Source organism: Paenibacillus sp. sptzw28 (assembly GCF_019550795.1).
Classification (GTDB): Bacteria; Bacillota; Bacilli; order Paenibacillales; family Paenibacillaceae; genus Paenibacillus_Z.
This window is the reverse complement of record NZ_CP080545.1, coordinates 1429172-1449441: the sequence shown is the minus strand read 5'-3', so window position 1 is coordinate 1449441 and position 20270 is coordinate 1429172. Positions and strand designations below refer to the sequence as shown.

General features: G+C 47.7%; 11 protein-coding genes. 3 read left to right on the top strand and 8 right to left on the bottom strand.

All coding sequences use genetic code 11. The features are described from left to right. Positions 1–9 precede the first annotated feature (9 nt). The 6 genes from KZ483_RS06695 to KZ483_RS06670 all read right to left on the bottom strand — a co-directional run bounded on the left by KZ483_RS06695 (position 10) and on the right by KZ483_RS06670 (position 8337). Positions 10–645: a Yip1 family protein gene (locus KZ483_RS06695; protein ID WP_220351908.1), complete on the bottom strand. Its 636-nt coding sequence runs from the start codon at positions 643–645 to the stop codon at positions 10–12. Continuing rightward, the gene (locus KZ483_RS06690) at positions 626–2092 is read right to left on the bottom strand and encodes a hypothetical protein (RefSeq protein ID WP_220351907.1); all 1467 of its coding nucleotides are present in this window, start codon (positions 2090–2092) and stop codon (positions 626–628) included. The genes KZ483_RS06695 and KZ483_RS06690 overlap by 20 nt, the downstream gene beginning before the upstream one ends. A gap of 15 nt (positions 2093–2107) precedes the next feature. Beyond that, a complete protein-coding gene (locus KZ483_RS06685) occupies positions 2108–2977 on the bottom strand; it encodes a carbohydrate ABC transporter permease (RefSeq protein WP_220351906.1) in 870 nt (289 codons plus the stop codon). 8 nt (positions 2978–2985) lie between these two features. Then, positions 2986–3942, bottom strand: a complete 957-nt coding sequence (locus KZ483_RS06680) for a carbohydrate ABC transporter permease (protein ID WP_220351905.1) — start codon at positions 3940–3942, stop codon at positions 2986–2988. A gap of 17 nt (positions 3943–3959) precedes the next feature. Beyond that, positions 3960–6857 carry an extracellular solute-binding protein gene (locus KZ483_RS06675; protein ID WP_397376156.1) on the bottom strand — a complete coding sequence of 966 codons (2898 nt, stop codon included), beginning with the start codon at positions 6855–6857 and terminating at the stop codon, positions 3960–3962. Between the two features lie 85 nt (positions 6858–6942). Next, positions 6943–8337: an ABC transporter substrate-binding protein gene (locus tag KZ483_RS06670; RefSeq protein WP_220351904.1), complete on the bottom strand. Its 1395-nt coding sequence runs from the start codon at positions 8335–8337 to the stop codon at positions 6943–6945. 629 nt (positions 8338–8966) lie between these two features. Here KZ483_RS06670 and KZ483_RS06665 point away from each other — a divergent pair. Next, positions 8967–9827 carry a helix-turn-helix domain-containing protein gene (locus KZ483_RS06665; RefSeq protein WP_220353300.1) on the top strand — a complete coding sequence of 287 codons (861 nt, stop codon included), beginning with the start codon at positions 8967–8969 and terminating at the stop codon, positions 9825–9827. 682 nt (positions 9828–10509) lie between these two features. On the opposite strand, the gene KZ483_RS06660 is transcribed toward KZ483_RS06665, so the two are convergent. Further along, entirely contained in the window at positions 10510–13425 is a 2916-nt protein-coding gene (locus KZ483_RS06660) for a glycoside hydrolase family 3 protein (RefSeq protein WP_220351903.1), read from the bottom strand. Between the two features lie 754 nt (positions 13426–14179). On the opposite strand from KZ483_RS06660, the gene KZ483_RS06655 reads away from it, so the two are divergent. Further along, on the top strand, positions 14180–14800 hold the full coding sequence (locus KZ483_RS06655) for a hypothetical protein (RefSeq protein ID WP_220351902.1): 621 nt from the start codon (positions 14180–14182) through the stop codon (positions 14798–14800). Positions 14801–15698: 898 nt separating this feature from the next. Here KZ483_RS06655 and KZ483_RS06650 read toward each other — a convergent pair. After that, entirely contained in the window at positions 15699–17315 is a 1617-nt protein-coding gene (locus KZ483_RS06650) for an SGNH/GDSL hydrolase family protein (RefSeq protein ID WP_258881564.1), read from the bottom strand. A 956-nt stretch (positions 17316–18271) separates the two neighbouring features. Here KZ483_RS06650 and KZ483_RS06640 point away from each other — a divergent pair. Continuing rightward, a complete protein-coding gene (locus KZ483_RS06640) occupies positions 18272–19987 on the top strand; it encodes a cellulase family glycosylhydrolase (RefSeq protein ID WP_220351901.1) in 1716 nt (571 codons plus the stop codon). The last annotated feature ends 283 nt before the right edge of the window (positions 19988–20270 follow it).

Here is a 20270-nt window from a genome sequence, read left to right as displayed (position 1 = left end):
CCTCCTTCCTTAACTTCTCAAGTCAATTTCCTGGTAAATAGTTATTGCAAATGATAAGATTTGCTGAATCAGGCTGAAGAAAAGCAAACACAGGAACGCCAGAAACCCCATAGCGATAACCGATAACAGAAGAGTGCCAATGGTCTTTGAAGGCGTAAACTGATGAACCGTCATATTCCCGACGAACAACAGATATAATGACCAAATAACGGCGACGCTGTGTGAGAAATAATAAAAGCTCGTTTCCTGGATCGAGATGACGTTGCTTAACCAAATCCATGGAAATGGGATGATGACCATAGGAATAAAGGCAAAGCAGGTCGACGTGAAAATTTCGACAAATTTCCCTTCCCCGTCCATCAAGGTCGTGAGCGACCAATTGGCCACGCACCAGAACAACACCGGAAGCAGTACGTACAGAACCTCCATCAAGCTGTTCATGTCAGCGGGATTGTATATATTGACGAGGAAACCGCTATACTGGCTGCTCATGATATTGGTAACGACCAAGAGGAACAAGATTGAGAAGGAAACGATCAGATTATTTTTTTTGTTCCAATCATACTTCAAATCCCAATAGCCGTTAAATGGGTGTAGAATCAGATAAAACGGGTGTTTAAGCAGTTCACTGTTCAATTGCGGCATGTTTCCTTCCCCCTTTCCAATGCCGGAGCTTCCTGAACGCGATCGTGCCGAGCGCAATCAAGACAATGCCGGTCATGATCGAAGGAAAGTATCCGCGCAGCACTTCCTTGCGATGAAGCAGGAATGCCTTCGAATAGCCCAGCTGATCCTTGCTTTCCTTAAAATATTTCATCGCCTCTGCGTATTTCCCTTGCCGAAGCAGCGCTTTGCCGATTCCGGCATACGCGAATTCCAGGTTGGCGTTCATATTAATCGACTTCTGGAATAAGGCGAAGGCCGCCTCTTCATCGCCCCTGTAGTAGCTTCGAACGGCTTCGTTGAGGGTCCGGCCGTATTCCGTTGTCTCGAATAAAGTGATCTCACCGAGCCCCTTATCCAGAACGAGAAATTGATCTCCTACACGCTCGATGGCTGACGGCGTTTTGAATTCGCCCAGCCGGTTGCCCAGACCGCCGAACACATACATGAGATATCCATCGCCGTTGTAAGTGAAAATCCGTCCGTGCCTGGAATCTAGCACCGAATAGATTTCGCTGTCCGCGACATCGATGTCAATCAATCTCGAAGCGTCCATCTGAGACGTGGCAGCGATGTCGCCGCGCGGGCTGAAATACCCCGTTCGCCTCAAAATATCGTTTCCCTGAGCATTTAATTTCTTGATCGTATCGCCAAATCTGTCCCCGTTCGTCGCATAAATAAAGCCTTCATCGTTAATATCCAGGTTCGTGAATTCCGTAGGCGTAAACTGGGCCATCTGACTCCGCTGGGCGCGGGTCGACAGCCGTTTCCATAACAACTCGGCTGGGTCGACCCTTACGCGGTTCGCACCGATGAACGTCGAAAATTCGCCATTAGCGTTAAATTCCATAAATCCGTCAAATACGCCGACGGCCATGACATAAATCCGCTTGGCCTTATCGACAACAACTCGAGCGGGTTGGAATTGGAATTTCTCCTGAAACAGCTCGGATTGAGGATTCTCGATCACCTTCACAAGCTTGCTATTCGAATCGAGATGGACAATTCGATTATTGCCCGTATCAGCGACGTAAATATGCTTGTCTTCGGTTACAAACAGGCCCTGCGGGCTCATAAACTTATCGGGTTTTCCATTCACTTCAAAGGAATCGATAATTCGAACCAGCTTGAAGCTCGCATCCATCACCACGATTCGATTATTGCCGGAGTCCAGCACATAAATTTGATTGTCTGCCGTAACGTGTATATCGTTCGGTTCCTTAAATGATCCGACTCCCAGACTGTCGCCGTTCAAGAGGGCCGTTGCCCGATAGGCCAAAGGCGAGGCGACTGCGTCTCCCCAGTAGGAATAATTATAGGATTTGGGAGTTTCTTCGGCATGAACGATCGCGCTTCCCATTCCAATGCTTAGCAAACAGATGAGCGTCGTGAGTACAAATGTCCTTGCTTTATATATGCTGCTCAACATCGCGTCTCATCCTTTCTACTCTTTCATCCCGGAGGTTGCCATCGTCTGCATGACGCTGCTCTGCGAGATGATAAAGAGCGTAATCGGAACGATCATCAAGAGAAGTGCGACCGCCGCTCCAACGCCTGCGCGGGCGATGCCGCCTGCCGAGATTATGCCAAGCGCGTAATGGAGCGTCTTCAGATTCTCGCTATATATGAAGTTGCCTCCGTCGGTCCCCCATAATGCGGGGAACTGCAAAATCATTAGCGTCAGCCATGCGGGCTTCACGTTCGGCATGACGATGCTCCAATAAATCCGGTATTCGTTAGCCCCGTCAATTTTGGCCGCTTCCAGCAGCGCATCCGGAATCTGTTCCATGAATTGCTTCATGAGGAACAGTCCGAGTGGGAAGGCGAGTGACGGCACGATCACCGAGGCGTGCGTGTTGACCCAGCCGAGCCAGGACATGACCATATAGTTCGGTATCGCGGTAACATGTCCGGAGAACATGAGGGACAAAATTACGATAGAGAACAGTGTCTTTGATCCCCAAAATCGATATTTCGCCAGAGGATAGGCCGCCGCAGACGCCAGCAAAATATGTCCAGCCGTCCCCACGACCGTAATAAAGAGGGTGTTGGAGATATAACGGGACAGCGGCACCCACGAGTTCCCCATCAGGGCGAACAGGTCGAAGAAATTGTCCAGCGTCGGATTGTTGACCAGAAACCGCGGCGGGAAAATAAACAGTTCGTCAAGCGGCTTGAATGCGTTGCTGACCGCATAGATGAGCGGAAGCGCCATAAACGCGCCGAAAACGGCAAGAAGCGCGAACAGTAAAAAACTGACGGCAAAGGATCGGTTCAACCGCCTGGGGGTCCGGAGTACAGTTAGCATCCTCATGACCAATTTTATTCACCTATCTTTCGCAACAGTTTTTGCGTCAACTTATTGGAGCCGATCATAATGCAGAAGAGCACTGTCGCGATAGCGGATGCGTAACCCATCTCGAAGCGGATTGTGCCGAAGTCCATCAAGTGCGTTACGATGGTATGCCCCGCGTAGTTAACGCTTGGAAATCCGGCTAGCGCGATCGATATATCGGCGACCGCAAGCGAGCCGGTAATCTGCATAACGGCTCCGAACATCAGCTGCGGCCGCATGGACGGCAGCGTGATGAACCATAATTCCTGCCAGCGGTTCTTGATGCCGTCTACTGCTCCCGCTTCGATCAGCGAACGGTCGATCGTCTGAAGACCTGCGATGAAGGCCAGGAAGCTGGTGCCCAGGCTAAGCCACAACTGGACTATGATAATAATAGCCAGAATATATTGTTCGTTCGAAAGCCATTGAATCGGTTCGAGAATAAAACCGAATTTCATGAGGAACCCGTTCAAATAACCGTAGCTGTCTCCTGAGAATACGATCAGCCAAATAAAGAAAACGTTCCCCGAAATGGACGGCGCATAAAACACAAGGGTCATAAACGCTCTGACCTTGGGCGACAGTTCATTGATAATCCAGGCAAAGAGGAAACACGCGATATAGCTGACCGGGCCGGTCACGACTGCGAACATGAACGTATTCTTCAGAGCGATCATGAACACATCGTCGCCAAGGAACAATCGGGAGTAATTCTGCCAGCCTACGAATCTCGGAAACTCCAACATGTTAAAATAAAAGAAACTGAGTGCCAGCGAGATGACGACTGGAATGACCGTAAAAGTGAAGAAAATCAGCATGTACGGACTCATCAACAAGTAGTAGTGCTTGTTTTTTTGAAGCTCTCGGACAACATTAGCGAGTCGTGACGGCTTTTTTACCTGGATGACGCTCGACGCGGCATGACGGTTTACTTCTGCTTGCATCGGCTTCCACCCCCTAACTATTTCTGCAGATTGAATTCCTGCCGCTTGAGTGCGATTTCGTCATTAATGTACAAAATATAATCCGAAAGGGCTTCGCGCGGATTTTCACTTTCGTTCACAACGCGTCGGAAGGCGTTATCCAGATGCCTGCCGGTGAAATACCCGCCCGGCACTTGAGGGATGCCCCGTACCCATTGCCATTGGCGTTCAAGATTGTTGAAATCATTGACCGGCCAAGGCAGCTGCTCCAACGCTTCGATGTTGGCTGTCGGATATCGCGCAGCCTCGCCGAGCAGCCCTTCCAGCTCTCGTCCGTAAGCGATTTGGGTATCCTTGTCTGTCCACCACTTCATGAATGACCACGCCGCGTCCTTGTCGTCGGCATTATCCAGCATCATGACCGCGGTCGTATGGCTGGCGACCTCATGACCTACGGAGCCGTCCTCGCGCTCGGTGCCGGGTACGATGGTAAAGTCCCACAACCCTTTGATCTCCGGCGCCAGAACCGTCAGCATATTGTACGTTGTATAATCGGCAATACCTATAGGCATCTCGCCAGTCCGGAACCGATTAGCGAAATCCGCTTGCAGCGGAAATTTGTAGTTCGAATAAAATTGCGTCCAGCGCTTGAAAACCTCCATTGAAATCTCGGAGTCCAATGCGCTCTTCCTGTCATTGTCCCGGTAGAACTGGCCGCCGTTCTGGTAAAGCAGCATGGCGAATGCAGCATTCGGAACCAGAGTCGCATTGTTTGTAGCCGATTCGATCGGCAAATAAAACTCCATGTTGTGCTTCTGCAGGACCGAAATCATGTTATATACATCCTGCCACTTCTTCGGAGGCTCCAAGTTTAGCTCTTTGAGAATATCCTTGCGATAGAACAGCATCGGGAAAGTCTGCTGCTCCGGCAGTGCATATACCCCTCCATCATATTTGTAAGGAGTTATTGCGCTATCGCGGAACCTGGCGGCGACTTCCCCGAAATCCGGGAAAGCAGTCAAATCGGCTGCGGCTTTCCTCATCGCATAATTGACAGGGAGATCCTCGCCGGCTTGCAAGGCAACATCCGGTCCTTCACCTGAAAGTACAGCCGGAAGCAGGATGCCGCCCGGGACGAGCCTTAAATTCACCGATATGTTCGTCTCTGGCGAAAACGTGTCGTCAATCAACGCTTTCAACACTTGCGCCTGGTCCCTTCCCGTCGTTACCCAAACCGTGACGGAACGCCCGGTTTCTTCCGTGCTGCCGATACTATCGTAGTCTTCGGTATAAGAGGCGACGTAAGCGCCTAGCTCGTGCTTTATCTTCTCGAGCAATGTCGCTTTCGCTCTCGGAAGCTTGCTGTCCGGAGACGCGACGATCAGATAATCCAACGTAAGCGGCTGTTCGCGCACGGTCAGAATCCACGTGCCAAGTCCGCCGACATTCACCTTGAAGGAGTTCAGTCGGTTCGCGATCGTTTCCGGCTTCTCCGCCATTTCGTTCAACTGCCTTACCATCGTATGAAGAACAGCGACTTTATCGCTCCGCTCCCCTGTCGATTGTTCGAGATAATCCGCCACTGCCTGGATATTGACAGCTTGTTCGCGGAAAACATCGATCATGTCGGGAATCCGCTTCTCCAATTGATAATCACGGTAAGGGTCCGGCGTATTCGAGGTAATTAATATAATTTTTCGATACGTCTCATTGAGCTTCAGCACACTCGATTGAATCGTCTTAATTAGCGGAGCGAGCTCGCCGAGCGAAACCGCCATACGAATGGTATGTTTCCCTTTCGTCAGATGGAACAGGTAAGGCTCATCCCCTCCCAGCACATCTGTCTGCCAGTCCATATTGAAGCTGAACCGCGTCCGCTTCATTTCCTGGAATGGATATTTACCATCGATCATTATGCTGCGCGTCGCATAGACGCCCCGAAGTTGATCCTGTTTGCGCTTCAGCGCAATCTGGTACAATCCATCCTCCTTCACTTCGAATTCCCATTCAATCCACTGCCCCGGCAGCTTCCAGTTCAGGCCCCCAATCGCGTTGACCCGAATTTTCGAAGCGCTGTTCGGCATGACCGCAGGGCTTGACCGATCGGCAATCGGATACAGTGTAGGGGAAGATTTCAGGGTCGCATCCTCAGCCTGAATCATGATAAAATGACCTTCGGTGGCTGCAGCTCCTTCGGCTTTATATTCAGCTTTCCGTTCTTCATAGGTTTTTGTCTCCGGCTCCTGGTATAACTCGATATAGTCGATAGCCATCGGTTCCCTCAAGGAAGTCAAAGAAACGGTCTGAACCCCTTTGCCGAAATAAAACAAATAGGGCTCGTCATTGTATCCTTCGCTGTCCTTGAAGGACGCGATTTGCCAAGCCGGCTTCTCTATCTGCCTCGGGCGCAAATCGTTTCCGCGATCGTCCCGCTCGATTTCGTCTTCACGATTGCCCCAGTATCGATCGAACAATAGAATTTCGGCGTCTTTAAAAGGCACTTCATGATTGATCGCGAACTCCCTCTCGATAGCGGAGCTTTTCCCCTCAATAGGAAAATAATGAATTCGAACATTGTATAAGCCCGGTTGATCGACCTGGACCTTCCAACTAATCGTACCCGACTCGGGCGTTAACACCGCTTGGCCTTCCAGGCCTTGAAATCCATTCGCAAGCTTAAAGCCGTCCCCTTCAACTGCGGAATATTGCTCGCCTTCGATTCGGATTTCTGCCGCTGGTCGGTCCGCGTTCGAGTAGCGTTTCATATAGGCGGCATATCCGTCATTTGCATCAGATTCCGTTACTGCTTTAAAATCGCTAATAGCCCGAACATTGCCGATGCCTTTTTTACTTGATGGGTAGATAGCCCATATGGACAAACTCAATACAAAAAAAACAACTATCCATTTCACTATTTTCTGGCTTCTGACGCTCAATTCTGCTCCCCTCCCGCGGCAAGAGTGAAATTCAAACAGTCCACATTATTAACTAGATGCGGACTGTTTGATTTCACTTCAATCGTTACTTCTTCTTGTAAACTTCATCAATCGCCGCCTGGAAAGGCGCTTTATACTTCTCGATGACCGTGGATACGGATTGGCCTTCGCTAATCTCATCAGCGAACGCATAATAAGGCATATTTGGGAAGGTGCCCAGACTGTCAAAATTAAATCGCTTACTCGCTAATTTAACATTGTTGATATCATCTTCGTTGTCAAACGATCTCTCGTACCAGTCCTGACCAGGATAGTCGTAAACCGAATCGTAGGTTTCAATTTTCTCCCAGATATACATGAGCTGCTCCGGATTCTTCGTTGCCTTCGGAATTACCATTGCCCCTGGATTGGTATCAGGTGTATTGTAGGAAGTTCCATTCGGCCCTTTAGGGAAAGGAATAAAGCCGATATCGAAGTCCTTCATGTCTTTCTTCAAAGCTTCCGCCTCATAATTTCCAGATAAATACAACAACGTGTTGCCTTGACGGAAAAATTGACTTGGCTCCGTCCAATCGCCGCCCTCTGAAGGTCTGACGAGTTTATCGGTATTCAGCTTGGATAGGAAATTCAAGACTTCGACGGTTCTAGGATCGTCCAGGTTCTGCTTATCCCCCTTCGTCAAGCTTGTCTCGTTGGAGGCAAGCGCTGAATCCAAAACGCCGGCGCCTGCCAATCCCCATCTATCAAGCTTTCCATCGTTATTCGTATCTTTATTAGCCTCTTTGACCACTTGTACGAACGTTTCCCAATTCCAGTTATCTTCATCAATATATTCTTGAAGCGGTTTCATGCCGAGATCTTTCATTAATGTGCGGTTGTAGAAGTAACCCGTCGCTCCCATTGTATATCCGCCAAAACCATACCCTCTCCCGTTATACTGCATAATTGTATTGGTTACATCCGGATTGAACACTTTTGTATTCTTCGTGTATTCGTCAACCGGCCACAACAGATCTTGACTTGCCAGCGTTGGAATGGTGTACGATTTGCTTACTGCAATGAGATCGCCTACCGGTTCGCCGGCAAGCAACGATGCCGTAACCTTTTTCTGGTACTCGGCGCCATCAATGACAACGTATTCAACCTTGAAATTATGTTTCTTCATTAGGGCTTCCAGATTCTTTTTCCTTTGAATATTATCAGGATTATCTTCTGGGATTTCCAAGCTCCAGAAATTTACAATCTTGATTGTTCTGCCGCCCATATCGAAATCCATCTCCGGCGTTTCGTTCGAATTTGCCACTGGAGCGTCATTCGTCTCCTTGGAAGTATTCGTCGTCCCCGGATCGTTTGATGCCTTCTCGGTAACTGCATTGGTGCTTCCTGGATCGTTTTTGCTGTTGCTTCCGCTGCTGCAAGCCGCTAAAGAAAAAATCAACATCAGACTAACAAGCAACATAACCAGTTTTTTGTTGTTCATTTCCATCCCCCTATAATTGAAATGTAATCGCTGTCACTTTGATGCAATGTTAATGAAGCGGTTTAAAGTCGAACCAACTAAGCCATTCAACTTGTGCTGCTATCCATTCCGCACCTATCACCTCCTGGCCGCTTCAACTTCCCTGAACACAGTTGAAAGCGGTGTCAAATCCATTTCAAATCGCGCATGGGACGAAATCCATATCGTGTCACTCCTTGCTCCTTTAATATAATATTGTAAAAAATTAACGAAAACCTTCATTTTATAGACATGAATATAGCATCATTTAGTCATGATCCAGTTATATTGAATCCTTGATATCAAATTAACAAAATGGCGTTTGGGATTACTTTTGTCCATATAATCCCCTCAATGGGAGTTGGGGCATGCGGGCATCACGGATTCAAGGTCCATCCGCATGCCCTTAGTTTCTTAAATAACGATTTTTGATATGTTTTTTAGTACATTTTTGATTGTATGATCAATAATTTCACACGGTTAAAATAAAAATGTTACCGCATTCATTTACCACAGAAAAAGGAGTGTTGATGGATGTCAAATCAACCGGACGAGGAAGCAACATGAAGTCGAACTGCATGCTCAAGTTGCCATCAATTAAAGACGATATCATGGATACCGTTTATTTGAACTGGTTTACCAAAGACGAGCAATTTCCGTTTTTTATTCAATATGGCGGGCACGAAGAGGATATGCACCTTCATAAGCATGAGGACTTCACCGAACTCGTGATCGTATTGAACGGGAACGCTACGCATATCGTCAATTCTGAAACTTATTTTATTAAGAAGGGGAACGTATTTGTCATTAACGGCCCTACCTCTCATGCTTACAAAAATCCTCATGAATTCAAAATTTGCAATATTATGTTCCGGCCCGAAATACTTCGAAGCGCCGGTCCGGATTTAATGACCTCCAACGGCTTTCAGGCACTTTTTGTTTTGGAGCCGTTTTATCGCAATATTCATTCTTTTCAAAGCGGGCTTAGTTTGTCGATTCCAAGCATGGAACACGTCGCATCGATTATCTCCTACATGATCAACGAATATAACAGCAAGAATCAGGGCTATCAGACGATGCTCATTTCCCTGTTTATGGAGCTCGTCGTCTATTTGTCCAGACAGTATGACAATCAGGAGAACGACACGGACAGCAATCTGATGCATCTGGCGAGTGCGATCTCCTACATTGAAGATCATTATCTTGAGCCCCTTACTCTGGAGGAAGTCGCGGCCAGATCCAATATTTCGGTTCGGCATCTGAATCGGATTTTTCAATCTTATTATCAAACGACTCCTATTTCATACCTGCAACGACTTCGTTTGGAGCGCGCGCGTATGTTGTTGAGGCAAAGCGGACTCCCCATCACGAAAATTTCATACGAATGCGGGTTTAACGATAGCAATTATTTCACTCGTCAGTTTTCCAAAGCCTATGGACTATCCCCCAAGGCCTATAGGCAGCATCGGTGATGCGCGATGGAACAAAAGATACACTAGTCTGGAGAACGTCTATCACGATGTGGCAATCGGATCAAACCAAATAGCTTAACCTATTCACTTCAGAGTTTCGCAATCTATATCGCTGAAGGTCTTTTCATACGACCTTCATCTTTTAAGGAAAATGATTTCATTAGGAACGGAAGAAAGTAGAGGAGTTAATTCTAATGATTTATATAAATTTCCTAGAGGGGTAGACTCTCGTTTGGGCTATCAAACGAAGGAGTCCGTCAATCCTACTGGGGGCAAAGCAAGGCGCCATTAGATAAATATCGACCTCAAAATACCATTCTGACGCAATATCTTCCTTTATTAATTCAAAGTGGAAGGCCTCTGATTGAGTATAAACGCGCCCCTACCGCTTTCAATACTCGTCCAATAACGGGTCAAACCAATGTAGGTCCTCCTAAGGGGCAGCTGAATTAACTTTGATTATTACACGCACTCTAAGCATCTGATCGAGCGACTTCAGCAAGGGTTTAATCAGTTTTAGAGCACCCCTTACAGTAAGTTCCTACTATTAGGAACTTACTGTAAGGAGCTGCACCGATCAAGACTCCATTTGCTTCGCTTCGTAGGAAAGTACCCGATTGAAATAGGAGCATCGCCATCGCCCCTTACTTGAATGCCATGCATACCGGAACTTTATTTATATTTAATCGGCCATCATTCGGAACCAACCGAGAGACACTGGCCCATCCAAGACTAGGTACACGTCGCGCCTGCCGGAAGCGCCCGTCAGCCCGCAAGTGAGGCTCCGCCAGTCCTGTTCTCCGCCAGTCGGAATCTTGCACTTACCTGCGACTGGACCGTCCGGTCCATCCAACCGAACTTCAACCACTGCATTCTCAGTGGCGGCGGCCCGCAGCTCGACCGCGGAGATGCCAGCACCGAGTTCTGCGTCATGGAATGCAAGCCAGCCCCTATTGCCGTGTACGGCTGCGGCGCTCCCGCCTTCGATACATTCACCGAGATGAATGCCTTGATACGCATCGTAGTTTGCGGCCCGAGTCACCCTCGTAAGGTCACGCGGCGGAATCGTCTCCCCGGCGACTGTAAGGCTGCCTTCAAGCCGCAAATCGGCGGAGGAAGCGCCGAGCATGACCGTGTACGTTCCGCTTTCTAAGCAGAATCGGTCGCGCGTTACATCCCAGATGGCCAGCGATTCGAGCTGTAGTTGGAACGTCACCTCCGCAGACTCTCCCGGAGCCAGAGCAATACGTTTGAAGTCCACCAGCTGAAGGCGCGGGCGCTTGACCCGGGATTTGTCAGCACGAACATAAAGCTGCACGACCTCTTCACCCTCACAGTCGCTTATGTTCGTCACACGGCAGGCAACCTGGACTGCCGTGTCAGTCCCGGCCTCAGCGCGGTTCGGCGACAACTGCAAGGCTTCGTAACGGAATTCGCTGTACGAAAGGCCGTGTCCGAACGGATATAGCGGTTTGCCTTCAAAATATTGATACGTTCGGCAGCCACGGATGATGTCGTAGTCCATGAATGGCGGAAGCTGATCGACGGACTTGTACCACGTCATGTTCACTCGGCCTGCGGGATTGACATTGCCGAACAGAACGTCCGCAACGGCACGGCCAAGTTCCTGACCCGCATGGGACGTGTAGATAATCGCCTTCGCCTTCTCCTGTAAAGCGTTCAAGGCGAACGGGTAGCTACCGACGACCACTACAATCGTGTTCGGATTCTCCTCAATTACCGCAAGCGCCAGCTTTTCCTGCGATTCCGCCAGCTTGATGTCGGGCCGATCCATCGTCTCCTTGCCGTTGATCAGCGGATGATTGCCGACAAACACGATCGCCGCATCGGCGCCGCGAGCCGATTCGACTGCCGCGTCCAAGCCGCTCGACACGCATTCAAACTCGAACGTGTCCGCATGCGTTCCAACAACCGAACTCCCCACCTCGGCTGCGCCTCCGACGTTAATATCATTCGCGGTCTCAGCCGCTTGGCCGTCACCGACGAGCAGTACACCTGTCTCTTCATCAACCGTTACAGGCGTTCCGTTCCAGGTCGAGGCGGTAACTAGCGAACTGTCCTGATCCACAGGTCGTATCTGGAACACTTCCTTCGTAAACCATTCCCAAATCCGATGAGCCGACGCTTGCAAGTTCTTGTCGTCTGTTGTCACATAGAGGTTATTACGTAACGCAATTAATGTATGGCTATCCCAGCCCCAGTCCGATATCTCGAAAATGTCGCCTTCTTCCGGCCTCTCCGCGCGAGCAGCGAGAGGGGCCTTTGAATCGTCGCTGAGCCGGACATACCGCCTGCTACGAACAGCCTTAATGCGCACTCGATCAGTGCCGGCGGAGTATGTCGTTTCGGCGCCTTTTCCCTCCGCCGCCAGCCTCTCGCGAATTCCCTGCAGCGGGGTAACCGCATATGGCAATGATCCGCTGTACCAGTCTCGATAAACAACATCGGCAAGCGGGCCGATGACGGCAACCTTGCTTAGCTTGTCAGCCTGCAGCGGCAGCGTCCGCCCGTCGTTCTTGAGCAGTACGACAGCTTTCTGCGCCGCCTCCTTCGCCAACTCCGCGTGCTCTGGATGGAGGATCGCCGATTCGTCGATCGCATCATATGGATTCCGTTCCGACGGGTCGAACTCCCCGAGTCGGAAACGGACGCGAAACGTGTTCCGAAGAGCGGTATCCAGATCATTTTCTGTCAATAGCCCGTCCTCTAATGCCTCGCGGATCGCTTCCGTCACTGCTGCTGCTTCGTCCGTAATACTGTCGATTCCGCCGTCCCGGATCGACCGGGCCACCGCTTCCTTCAGCGTCTCTACGTGGTGATGATCCCGCACCGTGCCCGTTACGTCGAAAGCATCGCTAACGACAAAGCCATTCATTCCCCATTCGCGTTTAACGATGTCGATCACGAGCTCGCTGAGGTTCGCCGGCACTCCGTTGATCGCATTGTATGCCGTCATCATCGACTGGGCTCCGCCTTCTTTGAACGGGATCTCGAACGCCTTCAAGTAATACTCGCGCAGGTTGCGCGGATCGAGGCTGACAGATGTATCGCTTCTTCCTGCCTCATTATTGTTACCAATAAAATGCTTCAGCGTGGCAACGGCCTTCAAGAAAAAAGGATGGTCCCCCTGAATGCCCTGCGTGAGCGCGGCGGCTAGTTTGCCGGCCAAAACCGGATCTTCGCCATACGCTTCTTCCGTCCGGCCCCATCGAGGGTCGCGCTCCATGTCGACCGTCGGCGCCCACAGCGTCAAGCCGTTAAGATTCGGATTCCGCTTGTAAAAGCCGCGAGCTTCGTCCCCAATCGCGCCGCCGATTCTCTTAAGCAACTCGCTATCCCACGTACAAGCGAGACCGATCGGCTGAGGATAACTCGTCGCTTCCCCGAGCCATGCCATGCCGTGTGCCGCCTCCGTACCATGCTTGTACGCCCGCACGCCCAGACGGTCTATTGCGATCTGGTACTGTGGCATAAGCCCAATTTTCTCATCCAGTGTCAGTTGTGCAATCAAGTCGTTCACACGGTCCTCGAGAGGCATATTGAAATCCCAATAAAGACAGGTCTTTTCGATTGTCATTTTCTCACGCTCCTAGGAATTACTATAAATAATACTCATACCATCATCAGCGACCTACTCTAATACTTGTTATCCGAACCAGTCAAACTGTGCGTTGATGGAGAGCGGACGCCGTTCATTGTAGCATTCTAAATGTGTGACAGACAATCCTCATATTACTTCTCAGCTTTACGCATTCATCTTGCATTGTAGTTCAAGAATGACAAGCATACCTCGATTTTTCGGACTTATAATAGCACAATATAGACAACTTATTTCGCGAACCCTCCAATTTGTTAAACACAAACAAAGCCCACCAGATCAATAAACTGATCGGACGTAGTTTTCTCCATCGGAGTGAAGATGTCCTAGTGTGATGGTTCACAAAAAATTATAAAGTAAAAACCTGAGAACCCGCGTGACACAGCTCTCGTCGTTTCATAATGAGAAAATAGCGGGATAATGATAACTTTAATTTTGTTCTTGTTTCACCATATATTGAATGGTCTTTTCTTATCGCCTTAACTCATATGCAGAAATTGCATAAATATTGAACCCGTTAGTGCAACACATATTCAACTATAGATTACTGATTATTAATTTGCTCGGCGGTTTTTTCAGCTTTAAGCATTGACTGGTCATCATTGAAACCAGCATAGCATTTCTTTTTCTCATCATATCGATAGCACGTCAAGGTTCCAGTGACCGACTATAAATTTTCCATTTATTACATTATAAACTGTGAAACAATGTACACTAAAGGGACGTTTAGATTATGAACGAATCAAATAATGTAGGTGATGGTATGAGAAAATATTTATTTGTATTGCTATCAGTAATACTTGTGATTAGCAGTTTTGGGGTAATTTTACCAAATAAGGCTTACGCTTGTTCTTGTGCTAACAACCCAGACCCTAAAACCGCATTAGAAAAAGCAGAAGCGGTTTTCGTAGGGAAAGTGATAAAGGTTAAGCAAGAACGGAAGCAACAAGGTGTTGTCGGGGCAATCGAGTACAGGGATGCTAACTTGTTTGAAGTTGATAGGGCATGGAAGGGCGTAAAGCAATCGCAAATTATCGTTTATGACTTTGGACATGATATGTCTTGCGGGTTCGTCTTTGAAGAAGGTAAGTCATATCTTGTTTATGTGTATAAGACTGATAACGGTGAGTTATATACAAGTTATTGCAGTCGTACTGCGGAATTATCAAATGCAGGAGAAGATTTGAAGCTGATAGGTGAGGGACAGGAAGTTGATAAGCAGGTAAACCTTGAAGGCGAGATGAAGCAGATTTCAAATAAGGATTATGATATGGAAATTTTCGTTGGGGGCATTGCGGTTGTATTAGCTATAGTATTTTTAATCGGTATGAAAATCAGAAGGAAGCATCAATAAAAGAGATAGTTCTATTAAAGAAACCACTCCATTGTCAGGAGTGGTTTTGTCTTATATAAACTGATGTATATTTTGTGGTCAAACTGCACTTTGTGCTTAGATACATAAAGGTGATCCGTATCGTAAATTGAACAGGCACGTTTGCGTTAAACTGCCCGTTAACATTCCTGTAGGTGTTAGTAGATTCAATTTGCAGAAAAACGAACGCCCCGCTCGTGTTTATTACGCAATAGTTATCCGTTAGCTTTATTATTTAATGGATTTCATTTTTTTCCTGAACCCAATTATTAATAAAGTAATACCAATCAATAAAAATAAGATCTTAAATGGATTTGTAAATAATCCTGGCATTTCTGGATTAGAAGGAATTTCTATAGTATGACTTCTTTGCAAACCAATAAAGATTTAACCGTCAAATTCATTAAGAATCAAACGATTGGCAATTCTCCGACAACTTAACAAAAAAAGGCCGCTTATTAGCTACAGAATATATTGCTCATATTTAGGTTTACCCTTCGGAATAACTCATGGCATAATGTCTGAGTATAAATACATTGGAATTGTTGTATGACTAGAAGGCAAATAGTAAAGAACAGCATTCGCTGTAAGCACTGTTTAGCAGTGATTGAATTGAATCTAAAAATGTACATGAATTTAAATTCTGCTCGTGTGGAAATGTTGGAGTTTATGGTGGCCCGAATACCTAATACCAATTGGATCTTTGGCGGATTACGAGGAGCTATCAGAATGGAGCAGCAAATAGCCAACTTTACAACACTTTCACAAGAGAAAACCCCCAACCATTTCGGTTGAAGGTATCCTACAGTCCGCTACAGCGCATCCCAGATATTACGTTCGTCATCTATTCCATTACACCAACTGCATGAAACTGCCGATCCTACCATCCCATCACTGCTTTAATATTGGCAATTAGCTTGTTTGCAGCTTTGGTATGGGTTGCTTCCGACGGATGCCAATCTGCACCGAAGCCGTCTTCCCATAATTGAACGTCAAACTTCATAGCCGAAATATTAGTATCGCCGGTTTCATTCGAATAAGCTGCGACTGCTTGCTCCACCATCGGATATAGATCATCCCCCATTATGCCCAGGGTGCACATCAAATGCGCATTCGCGTTACGCGATCGAACCTGCTTCAGGAATTCGACATAGGCATCTCTGTACTCAGCCTGCTTCACCGGATCATCTTTCGTATACGAATAGTCGTTCGTCCCAAGATTTATAACAATTAGATCAGGTACGAATTTGTTAAAGTCCCATGGTGAGTTGTTGACATCCAGATTCCCGTCAATACGGCCGGCAGATCTGGCAATGATTTCATAAATATTCGGAACCAGCAGCCCGGTGTTCTTCACACCATCACCGGTATAGCCAGAGACGATGCCATGACCGCTGTAGGCAACTATGCTGTGGTCGGCCTGGAGTGCAGCTGCCGTTTTATATGCATAGGTTTTGGTCACATCTTGTTTCGCAGTGGAATACCAGTTCATCATCGACACATCATCAACCCCGTAGCCTGTCGTGATCGAATCGCCGATGATCTCGATCTTATGAGCCAAGCCCTGCGTCGGGTGAATCCCATCCACAGAATTAACGCGAATCTCCTGGATTCCTGCGGTAGACCTCATCGCCTCCGACAGCTTGACGATCCGAATGACGACATCCTGTTCGGTAGCACTTTCAAATACGGTGTAAGTCTTCTGAGACTGATTTAATAAATCGTCTACGACTCGTACTCCGTTGGCATAAATGCCGATCCTTGCATAATCGGTCAGCCCCGACGCAACCTGGTCGCCTTTTATCGTAATTTGCGCCTTTGTGCCCCTAAACTTGAACTCCGCCCCGCTGCCGGACAATGCCAACCAAAGCGTGTCATTATAGAAAACGGTCCTGCCGATTGGCTTTACGAAGTCCTCATCTGCTTTAAATAATTGATCTCCCTGCGGCGCTTCAATTGGTGCAGGTGGTGGTGTAGGATAAATCCGAATATGATCAAGGGTAATGTTTCCCGTATCACCATTGTCATATTTGTAAGCGATCTTATTGACGCCGGCTTTTAATGTCACCGTTTCCGTTTGAATGCCCCATGTATCCCAGTTCGCAAGCATAGGCAAGCTTGTCTGCTTGATTTTCGTTCCATTCACAATAAGGCTCACTGTAGCCGGATTAAAAGCGGCATTGCCGTAACGTGCGGTTACATTGTAGTTCCCTGCAGCCGGAACGTTAACGGTAAAAGTCGCTGTTCCTCCATAGTTCCAGTATCCATCCAGAAAGCCGCTGCCCGTGTATCCTGGATGATTGGTATTAACCTTAACCCCGCCAGACAGCTTAGCTTGTTCGGCTTCAAGTTGAATGGTGCCCTCATTCGAGGGAGGCCGATTAGGATTGCCGTCAGCAGCTGTAGCGGTAAGCGCGCACATCAGCAGAAGTGAAACGGACATGCATAAAGAAATGATTTGTTTGATGAAGTGAAACGACTTTTTCCTTGTTTTCATCTTGATGTCTCCTAATCTAATCGTTTTCTTTTATGAAAGCGCATACTTTTAGAAAATTATATGATACAGCTCGATTGTAAACCTTGATATTCTGGACATAAAATAGCACGAAAGAGACGAAAGACCTAAACGTTTTTTGCGGCAAGTAAAACGTAGGCCGCCGTCCTTGGGACGGCGGCACACGTTTGTATCGAGCTATCAGATGAGCATAAGGACCTCTCAATCTTATACTTTCTGATAGTTTTACAAAATAAGCACTGTGATCAGTAAGTTCACAGTGCTTCCCCAAAGAAAGAATTTTCGACATTATTCTTGATCAGAGCTTCATTCAATCTCCCAGCCCCTCCTAAAAGAGAAGAAATTGCTACAGCTATATTATCCATTCTGATTGAAGAAGGGAAGGATACAGCTACGCTGACATATTTCGATATGAAAGGCACTCGCTTAGTCTCGAAGCGAATTTTACAATCAATGGCGATGTTGATTGTTTACAGCGGACATGCGGAATATGTACCGCTTTTACAAGTCCAGAACTATCCATTCCCTCCACAAATACAGGAACATGTCCCTCTCTAAGGCTTGCTCAGCAAAGAGCTTCTTTAGCTTCTGACTCTCCCATGCCTCAATATTATTGTATCTGAGTAAGGGGTGTAACTGTCCAAGTCTCCTAGGGGACTAGATAGATGGCATCATTCCGATTCTCTCATCTGTCTTAGCGAGAATTAGCCGAATAGCAACCGATAGTATACAGTAGTTTGTCGAAAAATTGATTTTTTATATGATTTTTAGTACATTTTTGGTTGTAGAATCAGCAACTTCGCACTGTTACAATAAAATTGTTAACGCTTACATATCGTCCAATAAGGAGGTAGTGTGGCAGAAGTAAGTGATCGCGATGCAGCCCGGCTAGATTGTACAGGACAAATGGCAAATTATGAAACTAAAGGAGAATTTCAATGCGCGCAACAAGATCCTACCTATCCGTCTTTGTGGTAGTTGCCCTTCTGATGGCTTTGTGTTCATCCGTCGGCTCGGCCGCTGCTTCCCCGAAACAAAGCAAAATGCAGTCTTATGTCAGTGCAATGCAGCCCGGATGGAACCTGGGCAATACTTTTGATTCATTTAATACGAATGCTCCAAATAATGGTGACGAGACGTCCTGGGGCAACCCAATCGTTACCAAAGAATTCATTAAAGAAATTAAAAATCAGGGCTTCAAAAGCATCCGCATTCCGATTACATGGAGCGGGCGGATGGGCGACGCACCGGATTATACGATCAATCCTGACTGGATGGACCGGGTTCAGCAAGTCGTCGACTGGTCGCTCGAAGAAGGTCTGTATGTCATGATCAACGTTCACCACGACGCTTGGATGTGGCTCAGAACGATGCCAACGAATCATGACGAAGTATTGGCCCGATATACCGCGGTATGGACGCAAATCGCCGACCGCTTCAAGAATCATTCCAACAAACTGATGTTCGAAAGCATCAACGAACCGGAATTTTTAAACGTTGATATCACGACGCAGCTCGCATTTCTTGATGAGATCAACACAACCTTCGTCCATCTTATAAGAGCGTCGGGAGGCGCAAATGCCTATCGTCCGCTTGTGCTGCCGACGTTATACTGCAATCACGAGAAAGTGCGTGTGGATTCGCTTGCAAGCACGATTGCCAAGCTGAACGATCGGAATTTGATCACAACCGTTCATTTTTACGGCTTCTGGCCGTTCAGCGTGAATATTGCGGGCTACCCGAAGCTCGAGGCCGACACCATTAAGGATGTCGATACATTGATTGACAATGTATCTAATGCGTTTGTATCGAAAGGAATTCCCGTTATCGTAGGCGAATACGGACTGCTCGGCTGGGATGCCAGCGAAGGTGTTCCCGAGCATGGCGAGATGTTGAAGTTTATCGAGTATTTCACCTCTAAAGCCGTAGAGAACAAACTTGCCCTTATGCTGTGGGACAACGGCGGGCGTTTTGACCGCAGAACGCTTCAGTGGAACGATCCGGAGCTTTACAATCAGATTATGGCCAGCTTGAATGGCCGCTCTTCTACTGGCGAATCCGATCTGATCTTTATCAAGAAAAACGCGCCGATCCAGGACACCGTAGTGCCCTTGCACTTGAACGGCAATGTTCTGATCGGCATCAAACTCGGAAACGTCGCATTGATGGAAGGCAGGGACTTTGTGTTGAACGGCGAAGACTTGACCCTCAAAGCAAGCTTTCTATCTGGGCTGACCGAATCCGCCGAACTCGGCGAGGTAGCCGTATTGAAAGCCCAATTCAACAAGGGCGCCGATTGGACCTTCCATGTCTTGTACCAAGACACGCCGGTGCTGCAAAGCGTGGTGGGCACCACCGCAGATTTTGCGATTCCGACTGCCTTCAACGGCGACCGCCTAGCCACGATGGAGGCCGTGTACGCTGCAGGGGGCAACGCCGGCCCGCATAACTGGACTTCGTTCAAGCAGTATGGCCGGACTTTCAAACCATCTTATGCTGCGAATGAAATCTCTCTTACACAGGAATTCTTCAATGATGTGAACGATGGCTCGCCGGTCATTCTGAAGTTCCACTTCTGGAGCGGCGCCATCATCGAGTATACGATTACGAAGATCGGCACGAGCGTCACGAGCGAAATTACACGAATCCTATAAATTCCACGTTATAATTTCGCGGGGATTCAGGTACGATGCTGTTTTTAGCTACTTATACCCTGCCAACATTCCCCATTCCACGTTATAATTATAACGTGGAACGGGGAGATGGTATGCCGCTCATTTATTTGAAAAACAAATAAAATGGCATTACATACGTTTATGAGTCCGAAAATTACTGGGACAAAGGGGTCCCGCCACATGCCCATCAAGCTAAGAACAAAGATACGGATATCTTTTATCCGTTTCACTTGAGTCTGATCCAATTAAGCTCTAAACAGAA